Source organism: Flavivirga rizhaonensis, from assembly GCF_004791695.1.
GTDB lineage: Bacteria > Bacteroidota > Bacteroidia > Flavobacteriales > Flavobacteriaceae > Flavivirga > Flavivirga rizhaonensis.
Genome location: NZ_SRSO01000023.1, coordinates 76,579 through 94,800, shown reverse-complemented (window position 1 = coordinate 94,800; position 18,222 = coordinate 76,579). Strand labels below are relative to the sequence as shown.

Genomic DNA, 18,222 nt, shown 5'->3' with positions numbered 1-18,222 from the left:
TAAACAGACCAAAAAGCGTATACTATATCTTTCCATGAATATTTACATTGAGTTGGTAATTTGGGCAAATGTTCTTCTAAAAGTTTACCGATCTTTTTGTTTTCAAATTCTTGTAAAACAAAATTTAAACCCCCAAAAGGGGTTATGTGCGAAGATTTTAATATTTTCATACCAGTGTTTTATAGCAACACCAATTTAGGTGAAAATACTAAAAACCGCAAACCTTTTATTTATAAGCATTTGCGGTTATTTTTTATTATAGACTTACGGATTTAAGGTTGTAGCTAGTGGTGTTAAATAATATACCACCAGTTACAAACTGGTGGTAGCTGGGTAATTATATATCTATGTTAGCACACATTTTGAAAAAAATTAGTTACATATTATTAATGTTGGTTACGGTTCAAAGTTTTAGTCAAATCTCTGGAAATGTAACTGATAATAAAACTGGCCTTCCAATTGATTTTGTAAACGTTTGGATTAAAAATACTTTGAATGGAACAACGACAAATACAAACGGAAATTTCGATTTTGAGAATGCTAAAGTCGGTGATACTTTACTCATCTCTTATTTAGGTTACGAAGAATTAGAGTTTACTGCCAAAAAAGAAAATGTGGTAAAATTAATTCCAACTTTAGTCGAATTGGATGAAGTAATAATTATCCCAATGAGGAATGAACAAATCAAAACAATAAAATCTTACAAAAAGTATCGAAAAATTAAGGAGTTTTATTTTAACGGGCATTATTCTTTAGCACGATTTTACGAGTACAAAAAAGAATACAAGCAAAACCCATTCTTTAAAAAATTGTCTGTTGTTATAAGTAGTTCGCTAAAAGATAAAGTTAAATTCAAAATGTATATTATTAAAGCAGATAAAGACGGAAAACCATCAAACCAAATTTTGAGTGAATATTACATTTTGGAAACCGACAAAGGGCAAAACGAAATTACTGTCGATTTAACGGAGGAAAAACTAATGATCCCAAAAGGCGGGTTTTTTGTGGTAGTTGACCGTCTCAATCTTAAAGAGAATAAATTTAGTAATAAAATCGCATCTGATATTTTACAGCCAGCGATTGGAATGGAAAAAGAAGATAGCGAAAAGAATACTTGGCTTGGTTTCAGTGGAAAATGGATTGCGCCAAATGAATTGAAGAGATTTGCGGGTAGCAATAAAAATATCGCTATAAACATTGAGCTTACGGACTAAAATTTAGAGAAGAAAAAGTAAACATAAAAATTAAAAATTCGGCTTTGTGTTAATCCGAAAAGTTAGTGTCGTTTTGCACGCTACGTTTCATATACAATTCCGTTAGCTACAAGTGAAAAAGACAATGCAGGACTATATTGATCTAGCAGAAAAGAATGGAGTTACACTTTTAGATAATGGAAAGTGTCAATTTTGTGGTGCAAATACACAAAGGGGAATTCACGAATGCTTAGAGATTTTCAATCTTGGATTTCAAGATATTGACTTTTCCAATATTGAAAATCACATTTATAGATTCCTGATTGTAGACGCACACACATTACAACACCCTGAAATTCACGGTAGATGGAATAATCATTTTCACCTTTCAAGATTACATTTGATTTTCAAATATGATATTAAATGGAGTTATAAATTATCACCAAAACTAAGTGATTATTTGAATAAATATAAGGTCGGAAAACAAGATGAGTATTTAATTCCTCCAGAAATTCTAAGAAGAGGGAAAATTACTACAACTGACATTATAGAAAATTCAACGAATGAGACGGAATGTAAAGATTTGATAAAGAAATGGGCATCGGAAGTTTATGGTAAATGGAATGCTCATTATAATGTGGTGGATAATATTGCAAAAGGATTTTTGGATAGGAAATAAAAAAGCCAGTTGCTAACACGGTGTAAAGCATAGCTAACAAGGCTAAACTAGTTGACGGTGACATGAGAAGAAACGGTTACGCTCTTTTGTTTTTCTCAATTGATGCAGACGGTTACTGTTTCATACCCACAGACATAGAAACATACGAATTAGCAGTTGGACAAATGGGAAAGCACTTTTATGGAGTGGCTGAAATAAAACAATAAAATACTAACGCAAAGATGCTATACTCAATAAGGGGTGGATCATTTCTAAATTGAAGAATTGGTTTTCATAGTAAGTCCGTCAAATCGTTGATTTGGCTTTTAAGAATGAATAAATTAAAAACAAAATACAACGCTTTGGCTAAATGCAATCCGAAAGGTCTGTACTCCGTCCTTTACTGGGTATAGGCCACATAGCCACCAATTAAAACCATTAAAACCGAGATGAACCAACAGATTGAAAAGAATGTCGTAAAAATGTCGCAAATAAACCGTTATCAAATTGATAGTTTCATAATTAGTTTTGTCAGAACATTAAACTAAAATTAATTATGAACGAAATCGGAAAAAAAATAAGAGAAGAAAGAAAGAAAAAAGGACTATCTCAAGAAGAGTTGGCTGAATCTGCAAAAGTGAATTTAAGAACAATTCAACGGGTTGAAAATAATGATAGTGAACCTCGTGGAAAAACCCTGAATTTAATTTGTGAAGTTCTTGACATAAACACAGAAAATATTTTAGATTACGCAAAACAACCGGACAAAAGTTATTTAATAATTTTTCATCTTTCGGTAATAGCATTTTTAGCTATTCCAGTCGGAAATATAATTCTTCCTCTGATTTTATGGATGAACAAAAAAAATAAAATTATTGGATTGAAAGAAGTCGGAGCAAATCTTTTGAATTTTCAAATAGTTTGGTCAATATTTACTTTTATTTCAATAACCGCTTTTGCTTTGTTTAAAATAATGCATTATGGAACTTATGAAATTCTATTTTATGTCTTTATCGGACTTTACGTTTTGAACATAATATTACCGATATTATTTGCTATTAAAACGAATAATGGAAAGACGGAAAAACTTTATCCGAATATAATAAAACTGATAAAATAACTGGTGGCAACACCGAATCCTAAAACTAATTGCTAGTTCTAGTATACTTACGAAAATCCGCTAGGATTTTCTATTCGGTTTGTATTTGCTAAATTAACCTGAGTTCGACGTAAACTTTATTAAAAACATCTTATATAATTCAATGAAATACAGCTGTTTGTCATGTCGAACGCAGTGAGACATCACACAACAATGACTTTACTATTCTGATGGTGCGATTTCTCACTTTGTTATAAATGACAAAATATGCTAATCTAAAGCAAATTACCATTCGTCTACAGTAAATGTTAACCTGTCTACAACCACCCCATTTTAGGATTTTAAAACCTCAAATTTACACTATAACAAAAGAACAAATTATTAGAAATATTAAAACATAAACCTATGAAACTAGCAATCGTAACAGCGTATCCACCAAGTAAAGTCACATTAAATGAATATGCGTATCATTTAGTAAAACACTTTAGACAAAGAGAAAACATTACTGAAATCGTTTTATTAACCGATAAAACAGAAGGTAAAAAGGATTTACAATTTGTAGAATCAGGTTGTAAAGTGACCGTTAAAGAATGTTGGTCATTTAATAGTTACACAAATATTATAAAAGTAACTCAGGCTATTAATCAAACCCAACCAGATGCGGTGTTATTCAATTTACAGTTTATGAAATTTGGAGATAAAAAAGTAGCAGCAGCTTTAGGTTTAATGTTGCCATTGGTTTGTAAATTAAAAAAGATCCCTACGATCGTTTTATTACACAATATACTAGAAGAAGTAGATTTAGGAAGTGCTGGTTTTACATCGAATAAAATCATGCAAAAGATATACGGATTTATAGGATCGACTTTAACCAGATTAGTACTTCAGGCTGATGTAGTTGCTGTAACCATGCAAAAGTATGTGGATATTTTGGAAGAAAAATACAAAGTCAAAAATGTAAAATTGATCCCTCACGGTACATTTGAAATCCTTGAAGAACCAAGTTTTAGCATACCGTTGCAACCTTTTAAAGTAATGACTTTCGGGAAATTCGGAACGTATAAAAAGGTAGAAAATTTAATTGAAGCTGTAGAAAGTATTAGAACATATTCAAATTTAAATTTAGAAATTGTTATAGCAGGAACCGACAACCCAAATACATCAGGGTATTTAGAGTCTGTGAAAAAGGCTTATAGTCATGTTGAAGGATTAACTTTTACTGGCTATGTTGAAGAGCAGGATGTACCCAGACTATTTAAAGAGAGTGCGCTTGTGGTATTTCCTTATACATCTACAACAGGAAGCTCTGGTGTTTTACATCAAGCGGGAAGCTATGGTAAAGCGGTCGTGATGCCAGATTTAGGAGATTTAGCACTTTTAATAAAAGATGAAGGGTATAGAGGGGAGTTTTTCGAGCCAACAAGTGTGAACAGTTTAGCATTGGCGATACAAAAAATCCTTGAGAATAATGCTTATAGAGTAGAATTAGAACGCGCAAATTATAAGGCTGCTACGGCATATCCTATGTCCAGAATAACGAGTATGTACTTAAATACATTTCAATCTATAATTTTGAAAAAGAAAAGAGGGACATTACAAGAGGAGCAAACGGGTTTAAACTATTTGGAATCGTAATCATTTCTAAAGACAGTTCTATTAAAAGAACTAAAATTACAAACCCTTGTTATTAAAAGTAGTTTTGACTTTATTAAAGTGATGTAGATTTGTAAGTATTATTGTATATTTGGGTGTATGTAATATGAGTATATACACCAGTGTATATATCTGTTCATTAGCTACAATCTGACCAAACAATGAAAATATTTACAAGCCATAGAAATGTTGATAAAGAAGAAGTTGAAATATTTCTAAATGAAATTCCGAAACCAAATGAATTTGAATTTATTAATCACTCTACATTAGAAGCAACTGATGAAATTTGGAAAAATAAGGTTACCGCTGCTCCATAGTATGTGCTACCGCTAGTGTTTACTAGTGGCGTACTGAGTAAGTTTTAAGTGTAAGAAGGAAAAAGAGAAAGCTTTTACAGAGATGCAAGAGCTTTTCTAAATTATTTTTTATTGGACGAGGCAAGGCTTACCGCCACTAGTAAATCCTTAAATCCGCATGTTATTCAAAAGTTTGTCTTTTTAAAATTCCTCGCTGTTACATAGTATGCGCTACCGCTAGTATTTACTAGTGCCGTATCCTTTTGTTTTAAGTTTAAGAAGGAAAAAGAGAAGGCTTTTACAGAGATGTAAGAGCTTTTCTAAATTATTTTTTATTGGACGAGACAAGAATTACCGCCACTAGTAAATACTAGCGGTAGCAGGGAACAAGTTGATTTTAAAGGTTTTAAATTCCTTTTTATGGACTTATACATCCCCTTTTTAATCGTAAATCAGAACGAGAATGATATAAAATTAAAAAGGTTTGAAAAACTAAACGATAACTATTTAATGACTGAATTGAAATAAAAACATGTAGTAACAAAGTACAGCATTAAATAACAAGCCTTTTTAAGCTAATTTTGAAACATAATTCTCATCATAAACTTTCTTCCTAGCTTCGTAAAGTTTACAACTCCGTACATCAGCTTCTTTCGAAAGATAGTTCTATTAAAATAACTAAAATCACAAAACCTTGTTACCAAAAGTAGTTTTTGCTCTATTAAAAACGATCTAAATCTATAAGTATTATTGTATATTTGGGGGTATAATATGAGTATATACAACAGTGTGTATATTCGTAAGCTGCCTACAACTATGATTATAGAAACCCAAATAAATACTATGAATCAAACAGAGTTAAAAAGATTAAAATCCCATTTTAAAATTGTAATCTTTATGACATTAACTCTATTACAATTTAGTTGTAGCGATGACCATGGAAATGAAAAGGCTCTAAGTCAGGCAACAACTAAGTTATTTGCCATTGAAGGAGTTGGTAGTGATTTAAAAATTGTTGAGGTAGACCCTATAAGCGGACTTTCAATTTCTACATTTTTAGACTTTGAACCAATGCAGGCTAGTGTAGATTTTGATTTCACGTATTTTAATAGTGCCAAACAATTATTGATTAGAAGAAATGTTTATGAAAACGGAATAGGGCCTCAAATAATAAAAGTCAATATTGATACCAAAGAAGAAAATATCATTAGTTCTGAAAACTTTAGTACAATAATTGCTGGAAATGGAAAATTATTTGGTTTCAAACGAACAGTTGTTAATACTTCACTTCAATCAACTGAGCTCTTTGAGATTAACCCAGAAAATGCTTCAACAATTTCCACAATAGAAATATTTGAAGCTATAGAGGATGCTCCAAGTAATGACAAAACGGGTGTATCAAGTGTTTTTTATTCTTATGATACAAATGAATTATTAATTCCGAGAAGGACTTCGTTTCTACCAAATGCAATTGACAAATTAATAAAAATTGATGCTAATTCAGGTGTAAAAGTTATTGTTAATATAAATCATTACGAATCTATTACAATTGGGAGAAATGGACGCTTATTTGCTATTAAGAATACTTATAATCCTAATTTAGGAGAAATTACTTTTTATGGGATTGTCGAAGTAGATATAGATAATGGAGAAGAAATAGGTGTCTTGAAAGAGTTTGATAATCCGAACTCATTTTCTGATTCAGAAATTATTTTTTTAAGTGAAACCAACGAAATATTAGTAGATACAGGAAGAACTACTATGTATAAAATAAATGTTGATACTAAAAATGAATCTATCTTGAACAATACTAGTGGGTTTTATAGCTATAGAAGTGTAAATGTTTACTAAAAATAGCAGTTGCCAACAATGTTGATAAATATGGGTTTGATACTTAACCCAAGTCCGTCAACCCATTTATTTCAATAATATTTTTCAGTTTACAGTTAATATCAAGGACTATTAATATACTCATAAGCTTCTTTTTCAACCCCATGTTCATCTATAAAACCAAACCGCTTTTGAGCGTTTTTACGCCAAGGTAGTCTACCAACAACTTCTTTTGGTATATCTGTAAAGTCATATAAAGTCCAGGACATAAAAGGGATGTTGTTTTCAGAAAAGATGGTTTGGGAGTCTTTATGATATTCGGCTTGGTCTGTTTCCGAATTTCCAAACGGATTCCATAAACCACTGTAAGACGACATGCCAAATTCTGTAATAGCAATGGGTTTGTCTGTTATGTCCGTTTTTAAGGTCTTGTATGTAGTCTCTAAATCGTCTAACGCTTCATAATAGTGAAAAGATATAAAATCAACCTTGTCTATTAAAAGTGTCGCACTTTCTGCATTAGACCAACCAATCGTTACGGGGTGTTCCGAATCTAAAGACTTTACCAAGTTAATCATATGGTCTAACCACGCCATCACATTTGTTTTGTTGCGAGATTCAAAATCTAAATTGGGTTCATTTTTAATATCCCAGGCAAGCAGAGCGTTGTGGTGTTTTAATGTCGAGATGATGGTTTCTGCATGGCGATGGTTTAAAGTCCAGTCTAAAACAGAATAATCCCCATAAAAATCAAAAAGCGTGACCATGACTTTTATGTGTTCCGCTTCAGCGACATCCATGACCTGTACTAATTTTTTAAGCTTCTCTGTATCGACATTCGCTTTACCAAAAGCCTCATAAGGCACAAAAATACGAATGCTATTTAAGCCTGCGTCTTTAATACGTTTAAAGTCTTTAGAAATAATGTTCGCATCAAATTGCTCACCAAACATATCCCAGGGTGAGGCTTGCGGATAATAATTAATGCCCCTAATGTCTATATTTTTATTTGAAACTGTCTTGTTATCAGATTTAAAATCAGCACTCGATTCTTTTACCATATGCCGAATACGCCAAAAACCATCTTCTAAGAGCAAAATAACCTTATAGGTGGATACATCGGTGGTTTCTAAAAGTAAGGTCTCATTTTTGTAAATACGTTTGTATTCAACCACATTTTTATCAGTAATAACAACTAATTGACCATCTTCACTAAAAAACTCTAAATTAAGATCGTGTTGCAATGTTGTGCTTTGAATCGTCATACCAGCATCAAGGTTTTCATCGATAATGGCATAGATGTTTTTACGTGCATTTTCCGTGTAATAATCGTCAAGACCCTTTTTGGTGTTGGTTTGGTAGCCCAAATGTTTTATATACCAGGCATCTAAATAATTAGTTTCAATACGCCCCAAGGTTTGTTCGTCCATAGGTCTGCCTTCATTTTTAAGCGCTTCCCAGGTGATTTTTGGTAGGTATTGATCGATTTTTTTAATATCTGTATGTAACATACTACTTCTATCTGCACCAGTATTCAGATAGCTATATAAGGCACTAAAACCATACATAATAAAACCAATAACGAGTACATAAGAAAGTACCAGAATACTACGCAATATGTTTCTGTTAATGTTCATTATAGCTTGATGTTTTCAAATGATTTTTCAATACGGGCGGTCTCTATGATGATTTTAAAGGTGTCATTTATATCGTTTGGTACAGGTATAATATCTTCGTTTAATTTGAAGATTACATACCCTTCAAAAGAACTTTTTATTAGTGTTTTAATTTTTGTGTTGTTTTGGTAAACATGCAGTTTGACTTGCAAGCCATCTGGTATCATTTGTTTCATAAAACTTTGCAAAGGACCAACAGTGATGGTTCTGGAATTATCTGAGAAAACCACCTCAAAATCAGTAATCACTTGTTTAAAATTAAGAGATAAGGGATCGCTTTCTGCCATACCCTCTATAAACGCTTTAACAGCCCAGGTATCTTCATGATCTGGGTGAATCATTTTAGCCGTAGCGATCCCATTAATGGTCGTACCAGATGTTTTAAGAATGTTGTTGTCTTTATTTGTAATAAAGACATCGACATAGGTACCATCGCTAACGATGTTATCGTATTTGTCCCGAATTACGGAGGTTGTAAATGTTGTAATTTGATTGCCGTCGGCATAATTATGATGTTGTTGATACGAGATCTTAAAATTAGTAGGGATGGCTGGCAACACATTAAGGGTATACTCTTTAGAATTGGTGCCTAAAGCTTCCGAATTAATAAGCATGCGACCAGATTTAGTCTCAGAATACAGGTTTTTGTAGGCTATTAAATAATTAGTATACACAACGTTATTGTATTCTGAAGTTAAAAACTGATGTTTTACATTAACCTGTGTGCTGTCTTGTAATGGATTATCAAGGGGATCTGTTGGAATGACTACCAGCATCGCATAATCGGTTCCACCAGCTTCAATACTTGGTGGTCCCAGATAGGTTTCCATGGTAATGACCTCTTGTTTAGGAGTGATATAAAATTTACCAGATAGGTTAGTAGCGTTAGTCAATAGTTTCCAATTCACTAACCCCGTTTTGTTTGCTATACTTTTAGGCATTTCAAACGTTAATATTTTGTTCTTATTAGTGCCTTGAATGACAACGGAACCATAACTATTGGTACAATATAATAAAGGATTCGTTTCGCTGTTACCAGAAAATTTTAATAGGATGTTTTGACCAGCTTCAAATTCAGTGTCATGGGTTAAAAGTTTGAAAGTATCCTTTATTTCAGATTGCCCTACAAGCGAAAAAGACCCTATAAACATCAAAACTGTAGCTAGTATGTACGCGCGTTTATGCATCATTAATTCGGGTTTCCTATATAGGTGTTAACTTCAATTTTTACATAACTATAATCAGGGTGCAATATGGGTTGTAAAACAGATTGTGTCTGATTTTCAATCCTATTAGGTACCACTTTATTTGAAATAACTTCATTTGGTAAGCCGTTTACAAAACAGTTTTTCATATCGCTATTAATGAGTTTTATGGTATTATTTTGAAGTAATTTGTATTCAAAAGGTTGCTGTCTTTGTTGTCTGATGCCTTCTTTAAGAAATAAATGGTCTACCCAAATCATGGTTTTATCAGCATTGTAAAACGAAATAATTAACTGTGGAATGGTGACTTCTTCTAATCCCGAATTAAACAGACTTCCACTGATAAATTCCGAAGTGATGTTTAATGCACTTAGTGTCGTAGCCTTATATAAATCGGATCCTGAAACATTCCCAGCAACTTGCAAATTGAATTTTGTGGGTTGCTCCTCAAACGCCACTGGTGTAAATTCATCTGGATTAAAGGTTTTTGGAATAGAATCTTGAGTTTTAGACCATGCAATGCCTTCAAAATTAATTCTAAACGAACTCACTTCTTTAGGCATTAATTTATGTTTTACCTGATGTTTGGCGTTATAGGTTGCTAATTCTTTATTAGCATCATTATAAAGTGTTCCTTTAAGGACCACATCTGCAGGCACATTATCAACATTCTGTACCTCTCCAATGATGGTATAGTGATTGTCCTGTTTTACCAATTTAGCCGAAAGGATTTCTAAAACGGGCTGTTTTAAAACATCCTCATGGTGGGTTTGCTCGGTGGTGACTCGTCGTCTGCCTTGATTGAAATAACGCGTCGAGTTATCTGAATATAACTGATCTGGAGGCAAGTCCAAATTGATGTCATCGGGTTGAATAAACCATTTGCCATCCCTTTTTACAAGCGATTTATAATCAACTTTATTAATTCTCTCTAAGGGTGTAATCCAATCAGTGATCACTTTTACACTAGCCAAACTATCCGTTTTACTGGTTACAATAGTTTTAAGAGCATCTAATTTTGCATAGGAACTTAATATACCGTCTGTTACCGATATTTCAAGCATGTATTGTGCTATTGGTAAATGGCTTTCGGGATTGATCAGACTATGTGCTTTTTCAAAAGCCTTAAAATCTAAGGCATCATAATAGGCCATGATCACATTTTCGGGAGACCGATGTGAATCATTCTTGATATAGAACAGGTAAATACCATAACTAACGCATATGGCAAGAATAATAGACCAAATATGAGTGACTTTTAAAACGCCTTTTGAAAAGCTTGTGTAATTGTTTTTAAAACTTAAATATGCTGGAATTAGTTTTTCTTTAGTTTTTAAAGCGCGTATCCATAACATTTGAATATTCAGTATAAAAGCAATAAGTACCGTTAAAAAAGGCATAATACCCCAAAGGATTTTTTGCCATAGAGCAACATCGTCTTTTGGTAATATGGAAGGTATTGGAGGGACATTAAGTTTTTCCCAAACCATAATACCATTTTCTAATTGTCTTAAGCGCTGCCAGCCACAGAAGTATAAAATAGGATCGTAAAATTTATCATTAGAAAAAATATACTTTAAATGATATTTTTCGGGTGTTGTTAAAAACTGTTGCAAAGAACCAATACCTTCAACCCCTTTAAATTTTGAATTTTCTAAGCGTTCAATAGGGCGTGTAGTAAGTTCGGGTAATCGTCTTGCAGAATGATAATTGCCATCCACAGACATAGCATTGGTTTGTGCCGATAACCATGCCATTTGATCCCCAAAACCTAAGGTCATATAACGCCAATGATCATGTTGATCCTGATTAAGGAAATTAACAATAGGAAGCATCTTTATTTTCTGTGGTTGCGATGGTCTAAAATACCCCAGACTCATCGTGAAGATGGTCATAAATAAAAATAAACCAGCAAGAATGCCCCCTATAATTCTATGATATATAGCCCCAAACGTATTTTGAATGCGTGTTTTTAGATCCCCTTCAACAAAACGATAGGCAAATTCACCAAAAAGTGGCAAAGACATAATAGATGCCCAAAGCGTGAATCGATCTAAAGTCAATATATTAAAAGCAGTATCACCCAAAGCTATTTTAGGAATAGGTGTTGTGCCTCCCGTACCTAAAACAGTTAAAAGCGTTATAGAGAGTCCGAAAAACAAATAACGCTTGCTATAATATCTATAAAATATATACGGTAATAGAATGAGTAAAATGCCCCAAGGGATTAAAAAGAAGACCAATCCGGAAGAGGTGATTTCAAGGAAATTATCTCTGGAACCATGAGGGATTGGAACTTGTGTAATGGGGTTATTCTTAGAATTAATCCAGTAGGGAAGGATGCACCCCACAATAATAACCAGTGAGAGCAATCCAAAACTAACAATGCGTTTAAAAAGTTTAAAAAAGCTTCTTAAAAACACCTTAAAGGCGACGTCTTTCATGGTGTTTACCTGCTCTCTTGACGCATCCATAATCACCATACCTATTAATGGGAAAATAAAGAAGATCATTCCGAAAATAGGTGTGACATGATGTGAGGTTACTGTTACTGCTATTAGAGACAAACTTGTAAGTAAGTAACGGTATTTACCTGTCTTTAACCATAAGTAAATTTCTGGCAAAGCATGCATTAATACGGAGATCCCTATAATACTTGGTAATTGACCAAACACATGCAGGGTTTCTACAAAAGACGATGATAATACAGCTAAAATAGCGGCATATCCTGCTGCTGTTCTACTGGAAGTAATTAATAGTGAAAACCTATAAACACCCGTTATAAATAAAACAATGCTAATAAGAGCAACAGTGAATAATCCAAATTTTAAACCACCTATAAATGATAAAGCAGCGATGGCTTGATGCACTAGCGGTGGATAACTCATAACCGTAAAACCTGTATACCATTTATAGTTCCAAGGTTCAAACCAACTAGTCGAATAATGCTCTGCAAAAAACAAATGAATTAATGCGTCATAGGTACGCTCTAAAGTAAAAAAGATGGCTGTACCATGAAATGCTATACCTATAAGTAAAGCTGCAATTAAGTATTTGTTAGATATTTTAGATGGCAATGCTTATAATTTTTTTGATAGTATAAAGATATATAAAGTGTTTTCGGGTAGCTTTATTGATCGTCTACACTTAATTACCATTCGTCTACACAAAATGTCTTATTAGGCTAAAATAGACTTTTTCTTACATCAATCATAATACTTTTGGAGTGTAAATAATCACAAAAACATCTATTTATGAAAATTTTAGCCATTGATGATCAGCAACTCGTGTTGCTACCGTTACAAAAAAGATTAAACGAATTAGGATATGACGTTAGAATTGAAACCGATGCTAATAAAGGCATATCTCAGTATCATAGTTTTAACCCTGATTTGGTCATTGTTGATATTAATATGCCTACAATTTCAGGATTGGAAATTGTAAAGTATATAAGAAACTCTAAACGAAAAGATACGCCAGTAATGGTCCTTTCTGGAAATACAGAAGATAAAGTTATTACTGCTGGCTTTGATTTGGGTATTAACGATTATATGAAAAAACCTTTAAGTTTAAACGAAATATGTGCACGAATCAAGCGCTTAATAGGGCAGCCAATGGTTACATTTAGTAATACAAACAATAGCCATGTGGTGATTCAACAACGCTGTGTAGGCGTGGTGATACCATGTTACAATGAAGAAGATCGTTTGTTAAGTACTGAATTCACCAATTTTATTGATAAGAATACAGGATATCATTTGTGCTTTGTAAATGATGGGAGTAAGGATAATACCTTAGAAGTACTAAACAATTTGAGAAAAGGACGAGAAGACTACATTACTGTTTACAATTGCGAAAAAAATGGCGGTAAGGCAGAAGCTGTAAGACTGGGGATGTTGCATATGGTCGAAAAAGCAGATTTAGATTTTATAGGTTTCCTAGATGCAGATTTATCTACAGACTTAAAAGATTTTGATGAATTAGTATCTACTATTGAAAACTCAGATTTTAAAATAGTTAGTGGCTCTAGAATAAGCAGAATGGGCGCTAACATCACTAAGGAATCTGCTAGAAAAATTATAAGTATGACGATTAATTTCATCATCCGAAAAATTCTAGGCATGAACTTTAAGGATACACAATGTGGTGCTAAAATCTTCCGTAAAGATGTAATACAACTAGCATTTGACAAAAAATTTGTTACCCAATGGATTTTTGATGTTGAAATATTTAAAAGAATGTCTATGCATTTCGGTATTGAAAAAGCTAAAAGTTATATCTGCGAAAAGCCTTTAAAACGTTGGATTCACGCTGATGGATCAAAACTTTCAATGAAGGATTCTATTAAAATTGTTGGTCAGTTAGGGCAAATAGCTTGGGTATACAGACCTAAAAATAAAATAGTTAAAAGTAATCAAGTTGGACTTTCATTGGTTCATAAGAACTAGGAAAGTTTATTTTGATTTTGTTTTTTGTGATGAAAGAGACTGTCTAAAAAGTAATATTTTTTGTCATTCAGAGTATAGCGAAGAATCTCTTTAAAATAGATGACTCTGATTATGAGTGAAATAAGATTCTTCGCTGCGCTCTGAATGACACTTTTTAGACAGTCTCTTTTAGTTTTAATCAATGCGTTGAAACCTATCATTAAACTTGAGTAGTTTTTTAGCGTTTCCTTTTTTAATTTGAATGGTATAAAGTGCTTTCAGGTTTTTATTATTGCGATAATTGAGCGTATATGTGTTTTTCTCAAAAGCCCATTCTGGGTATGTTTTTGATATTTTAACCGGCAATTCATAAGGCAATTTTATGTTTTTATAGGTTTCTTTTGATGCTATAATAGTGCCATCGGTATTATAAATCACAACCGCTTTACCTTGGTTTTTATTGAATACTATGCGGTAAGTCGCTTTTTCCGATTTATCGAAAACAGCATTGTTTTTTAGGTTGAAATTTAAAACCTCTTGTTGCAAATCAGTAACAATTTTTGAAGTACCATAAATGGCAACAGTTCTAAAATAGGGATTGCCGTTATGTGCTGTTCTTCTTTTAATCGAATGCGTCGTTTCAACGTCACTCTTACTTAAAAAAGCAAGGTCATTTTGTTGTGCATTGCTAGTTGCATATATAAATAGTACCACTAGCGTTAGAAATACATGTTTCATGATATACTGTTTTTTAATTTTTTATGTGTAGTAGATTTCATTTGTGTTTTTGGTTGGTCGTTTAATTGGTTTTTTTACTGAAGGTTTTGTGCTTGTATACCAACCAAATCCCATAGGTAAAAAGAGTTGGTTCTTTCTTAATTTGGTGTCTGTTTTCATGATATTACTTTATTCTTTTTGGAAACGGAATCAACATACGTGTTTTAGATTGATACGCTTTATAGGTTTTTCCGAATTCCTTTTTAAGGTCGCGTTCTTCAAACAAGGTGCCTATTACGAAATAGGCGGTTAAACCCATTGCAAAAACCAAGTGTGTTACTGTCATATTTGGCGTTGCCCATAGTCCGAGGATACCACCAAAATATAAAGGATGGCGCACATATTTGTAAAACGAAACCACCTTAAAATTAAGGGTTGTATAAGGCTTGTTTCTGAGCTCTAAATAGGTTTGGCGCAAACCAAATAAATCGAAATGATTGATCAAAAACGTACTGATAAACAGAATTGCCCAACCCGAAAAGAACAGAGCATAAACCAAATAATACAGAATACTACCAGATTGTAATTTCCATACAGAACCGCCCATAGGCGCCCATTCTAAAACTAAAAGCATGAGTAACAATCCTGAAATCAGTACAAACGTGCTACGTTCTACAGGTTTTGGAAAGTACTTGGCAAACGCTGTTTTAAACGATTGTCTGGCCATTACGCTGTGCTGCACGCCAAAGAGCGCTACTAAACCAAAGTTTTTAAGTAAGGCTAAGTGAAAAGGTAGGGTAGCGGTTTGATCAATAGATATTTCTGGAACTAAATCACTTACTGATATAATCCATAATAATAAGGATGCAAACCCGATAAGATAGGCGACAATTGAATACAAGAACATTAATACTTTTTTCATGACATATTGATTTTAAATGATATGCCAAAAGTATTCTGAAACGAAAGCTTAGAATGTTCTTAAAAGTCCAACTTTCTTTCTAAAAAGTTCAAATCAAAAAAATGTGGACTAAGTCGCTAAATGAAGATTTCGGTATTGATTTGGAGGGTAGCTAAACTTTTGTTTAAAACTACTATTGAAGTGAGATGTGTTTTTAAAACCACTTTCGTAGCAAACTTCATTGATATTCAACTCTGAATTTTGCAACAAGGTTTTTGCATAGTCTAAGCGCATGTTAGTTAGCCATTTACCTGGCGTTTCGTTAAAGTGTACTTTAAAATCTCTTTTGAAGGTAGATAGACTTCTTCCGCAAAGACGTGCATATTCTTCCAATTGCAAATCATAATGGAAATTTTTCATCATAATATCCTGAATGCTGGTTTTTTCAACTTGCCTTAATGTATTAAAAAAACTAATCAAATCTTGATTGGCAGGATTGAGTGCGATGTTAAAAAGTAACTCGTTAAATTTTATTTCAACTAATTCTCTTGGAATTTCACCGCCCATATCAAAATAGTTAAAAACAGATAGAAATAGTGAGTTTAGCGAGTTGGTAACATGTATGGGGAATATTTGATCGTAATGTTCTTTTGGACTTGCAGATTTTATAACCGATGCATTATTCGTTATGAAGCGTCTTATAAAATCTTCAGTAATAAAAAAGAGAATAGTACAATAGTCTTCCTCGAAATACTGCTTTGTATTGTAAATACCTTTTCTAATAAAAAGAGACTCTCCGGAATGTAATGGATATGTTTTGTTTACAGAAGTCCAATCCTTTTTCCCGCTTATCACATATGTTATAAAAGGTGTATCGGTCCATAATTTGAACTTTTCTACTTCAATGGGACATTTGTATTCTACAAATAAATAGTCGTCACCAATTAATTTGTTGTTTTTTGGGTCGTTTTTAAAGTATTTGAAAACATCGAGGGTCATACACAAATTTAATAAATAATTTGATTAGTGAACTTGCTAGGCTTTTTGACAGTTGTTTTCGATGAATTATTGCTTTACATTTGAAATCTTTTTTAAGTTTTATGCTAAATTTTTTTGCCTATTTAGTCTAAAATAAAAAGTCAAGATAGTTTCTATATAATAGAATCAATATATAGATCTCCTCAAATTGAAATTTTTAATAATATTATGCAATAGATGAAAACCATTTTTTTAACGCTTATATGGTTTGTTTGTTTTTGTTCTTTTTCACAAGATTATGAGAATGGAAGTGTTGATTTTGGTGTGGGTGCAGCAATTAGTGTTGGATTGCAGGAAGAAGTAGGTTTTGATATGAGACTTCAGTATCAACCTTCAACAAAAAAAAGCACTTATATCGCTGAGTATAACCGATTTTTTGTAAAAGAATTCGAAAATACAGAAGTTTATAATGAGTTTGGCATTACTTATAATATACGTTTGATGCATTGGAACGCATTAAGTATTACTGGGGGCGTTGGATATATTGGAAATGACTATAAAATATTAAGTAGAGCTGAAGACACATCTTCATTATTTTTCTCTACAGGTAATTTTAATCATGCGGCAGCACTTAAATTTAGAGGATTATATGATATAAATCCGATACAGGTGTTTGTAGAGTTTAATCTAAAGAGTTTTGGAAAACGATATGATACTGTTATTTTAGGACTTACATATTCTTTAGGGATTTAGTTTAAGTTTATTCTAAATCGTTTTTCAAAATACTATAAGAAGGAGAGTAAATTAATACTAGATTAAAATTATTAATCCTTAAAATAGCCTCTTGCCCCATAATGTATATAGATGGCAGTTAATTGTTTTAGTCTAGATTATTCAGACTCTAATAATTTTTTTTTTTCGTTTTCAAATTCTTCTTGTGTTAAAACTCCTGTATCTAGCAATTCTTTTACTTTTTTTAATTTGTCATACTTATCTTCTTGTTTTTGATAAACAATTTGAGGTTTATTATACGTATCAGAGCAATTCTTAATTTCACAAGTACTAATTGCATCCTCAATCATCAAATTATAATTAGTAATATTTCCACCTCCAACAACGAATATAACTTTTGAAGCTCCTTTAAAGTTTATTTCTTTAATTTTTTTTATTTCAACATTTAACCCAGAATAATTTCTGCCTATACTACTTGCAATGTCATCATATTCACCATTTAAAACAGAAAGAGTATTGTAAAAACCTCCCATTTGTAAATAATTGAAATCTCCGTTCGGAGATGAACCTCTTCCTAATGTTATTGTGTCTCCTACATGATAGACAACTCCATTTGAAGCAGCGTATGTTTCATTGACAATTTTATTATCCTTTTTTTTATTGTATGTACCGTTCTTTTTTGCATCTAAAATTGCCTGCCTTTCTTCCTTAGACTGTCCTATGCAAATTGTTGTAGTTAAAAATATTAATAACAGTAATTTTTTCATGAAAATACATTTAAATCCTTAGAGAATCAAATGTTAAAAACCTTAAAAACATACACTTACAGTATTCTATAATAGAGTGTTTTTAGTCTT

General features: G+C 32.4%; 17 protein-coding genes. 9 read left to right on the top strand and 8 right to left on the bottom strand.

Annotation, left to right across the window (positions count from 1 at the left end):
- Window positions 1-347 precede the first annotated feature (347 nt).
- The 7 genes from EM932_RS15535 to EM932_RS15515 all read left to right on the top strand — a co-directional run bounded on the left by EM932_RS15535 (window position 348) and on the right by EM932_RS15515 (window position 6,750).
- A complete protein-coding gene (locus EM932_RS15535; RefSeq protein ID WP_135878117.1) occupies window positions 348-1,214 on the top strand; it encodes a carboxypeptidase-like regulatory domain-containing protein in 867 nt (288 codons plus the stop codon).
- Between the two features lie 124 nt (window positions 1,215-1,338).
- Complete coding sequence (locus EM932_RS15530) at window positions 1,339-1,872, top strand: DUF5946 family protein (RefSeq protein WP_135878116.1); 534 nt, start codon at window positions 1,339-1,341, stop codon at window positions 1,870-1,872.
- A gap of 62 nt (window positions 1,873-1,934) precedes the next feature.
- A complete protein-coding gene (locus EM932_RS20950; RefSeq protein WP_170179819.1) occupies window positions 1,935-2,078 on the top strand; it encodes a hypothetical protein in 144 nt (47 codons plus the stop codon).
- 329 nt (window positions 2,079-2,407) lie between these two features.
- On the top strand, window positions 2,408-2,971 hold the full coding sequence (locus EM932_RS15525) for a helix-turn-helix domain-containing protein (RefSeq protein WP_135878115.1): 564 nt from the start codon (window positions 2,408-2,410) through the stop codon (window positions 2,969-2,971).
- A gap of 384 nt (window positions 2,972-3,355) precedes the next feature.
- Window positions 3,356-4,585 (top strand): glycosyltransferase, encoded by a 1,230-nt coding sequence (locus tag EM932_RS15520; RefSeq protein ID WP_135878114.1) that lies wholly within the window; start codon window positions 3,356-3,358, stop codon window positions 4,583-4,585.
- Window positions 4,586-4,764: 179 nt separating this feature from the next.
- Window positions 4,765-4,920 (top strand): hypothetical protein, encoded by a 156-nt coding sequence (locus EM932_RS20945; protein WP_170179818.1) that lies wholly within the window; start codon window positions 4,765-4,767, stop codon window positions 4,918-4,920.
- A 750-nt stretch (window positions 4,921-5,670) separates the two neighbouring features.
- Window positions 5,671-6,750 carry a hypothetical protein gene (locus tag EM932_RS15515; RefSeq protein ID WP_145988300.1) on the top strand — a complete coding sequence of 360 codons (1,080 nt, stop codon included), beginning with the start codon at window positions 5,671-5,673 and terminating at the stop codon, window positions 6,748-6,750.
- 101 nt (window positions 6,751-6,851) lie between these two features.
- On the opposite strand, the gene EM932_RS15510 is transcribed toward EM932_RS15515, so the two are convergent.
- The 3 genes from EM932_RS15510 to EM932_RS15500 are packed head-to-tail and all read right to left on the bottom strand — an operon-like array spanning window position 6,852 to window position 12,687.
- Window positions 6,852-8,369 (bottom strand): glycoside hydrolase family 2 TIM barrel-domain containing protein, encoded by a 1,518-nt coding sequence (locus EM932_RS15510; RefSeq protein ID WP_135878112.1) that lies wholly within the window; start codon window positions 8,367-8,369, stop codon window positions 6,852-6,854.
- The gene (locus EM932_RS15505; RefSeq protein ID WP_211344298.1) at window positions 8,366-9,595 is read right to left on the bottom strand and encodes a hypothetical protein; all 1,230 of its coding nucleotides are present in this window, start codon (window positions 9,593-9,595) and stop codon (window positions 8,366-8,368) included. The genes EM932_RS15510 and EM932_RS15505 overlap by 4 nt, the downstream gene beginning before the upstream one ends.
- On the bottom strand, window positions 9,595-12,687 hold the full coding sequence (locus EM932_RS15500; RefSeq protein WP_246041099.1) for a hypothetical protein: 3,093 nt from the start codon (window positions 12,685-12,687) through the stop codon (window positions 9,595-9,597). The genes EM932_RS15505 and EM932_RS15500 overlap by 1 nt, the downstream gene beginning before the upstream one ends.
- Window positions 12,688-12,864: 177 nt before the next feature.
- Here EM932_RS15500 and EM932_RS15495 point away from each other — a divergent pair, with 177 nt between their 5' ends.
- Window positions 12,865-14,058 (top strand): response regulator, encoded by a 1,194-nt coding sequence (locus EM932_RS15495; RefSeq protein WP_135878111.1) that lies wholly within the window; start codon window positions 12,865-12,867, stop codon window positions 14,056-14,058.
- A gap of 174 nt (window positions 14,059-14,232) precedes the next feature.
- On the opposite strand, the gene EM932_RS15490 is transcribed toward EM932_RS15495, so the two are convergent.
- The 4 genes from EM932_RS15490 to EM932_RS15480 form a co-directional block, all read right to left on the bottom strand.
- Window positions 14,233-14,775, bottom strand: a complete 543-nt coding sequence (locus EM932_RS15490) for a hypothetical protein (protein WP_135878110.1) — start codon at window positions 14,773-14,775, stop codon at window positions 14,233-14,235.
- Between the two features lie 21 nt (window positions 14,776-14,796).
- Window positions 14,797-14,934 (bottom strand): hypothetical protein, encoded by a 138-nt coding sequence (locus EM932_RS20940; RefSeq protein ID WP_170179817.1) that lies wholly within the window; start codon window positions 14,932-14,934, stop codon window positions 14,797-14,799.
- Window positions 14,935-14,938: 4 nt separating this feature from the next.
- On the bottom strand, window positions 14,939-15,676 hold the full coding sequence (locus EM932_RS15485; RefSeq protein ID WP_135878109.1) for a methyltransferase family protein: 738 nt from the start codon (window positions 15,674-15,676) through the stop codon (window positions 14,939-14,941).
- A gap of 108 nt (window positions 15,677-15,784) precedes the next feature.
- Complete coding sequence (locus EM932_RS15480; protein WP_135878108.1) at window positions 15,785-16,654, bottom strand: helix-turn-helix domain-containing protein; 870 nt, start codon at window positions 16,652-16,654, stop codon at window positions 15,785-15,787.
- A gap of 216 nt (window positions 16,655-16,870) precedes the next feature.
- Here EM932_RS15480 and EM932_RS15475 point away from each other — a divergent pair, with 216 nt between their 5' ends.
- On the top strand, window positions 16,871-17,386 hold the full coding sequence (locus tag EM932_RS15475; protein WP_135878107.1) for a hypothetical protein: 516 nt from the start codon (window positions 16,871-16,873) through the stop codon (window positions 17,384-17,386).
- Window positions 17,387-17,523: 137 nt separating this feature from the next.
- On the opposite strand, the gene EM932_RS15470 is transcribed toward EM932_RS15475, so the two are convergent.
- A complete protein-coding gene (locus EM932_RS15470; RefSeq protein WP_135878106.1) occupies window positions 17,524-18,132 on the bottom strand; it encodes an SHOCT domain-containing protein in 609 nt (202 codons plus the stop codon).
- Window positions 18,133-18,222 lie beyond the last annotated feature (90 nt).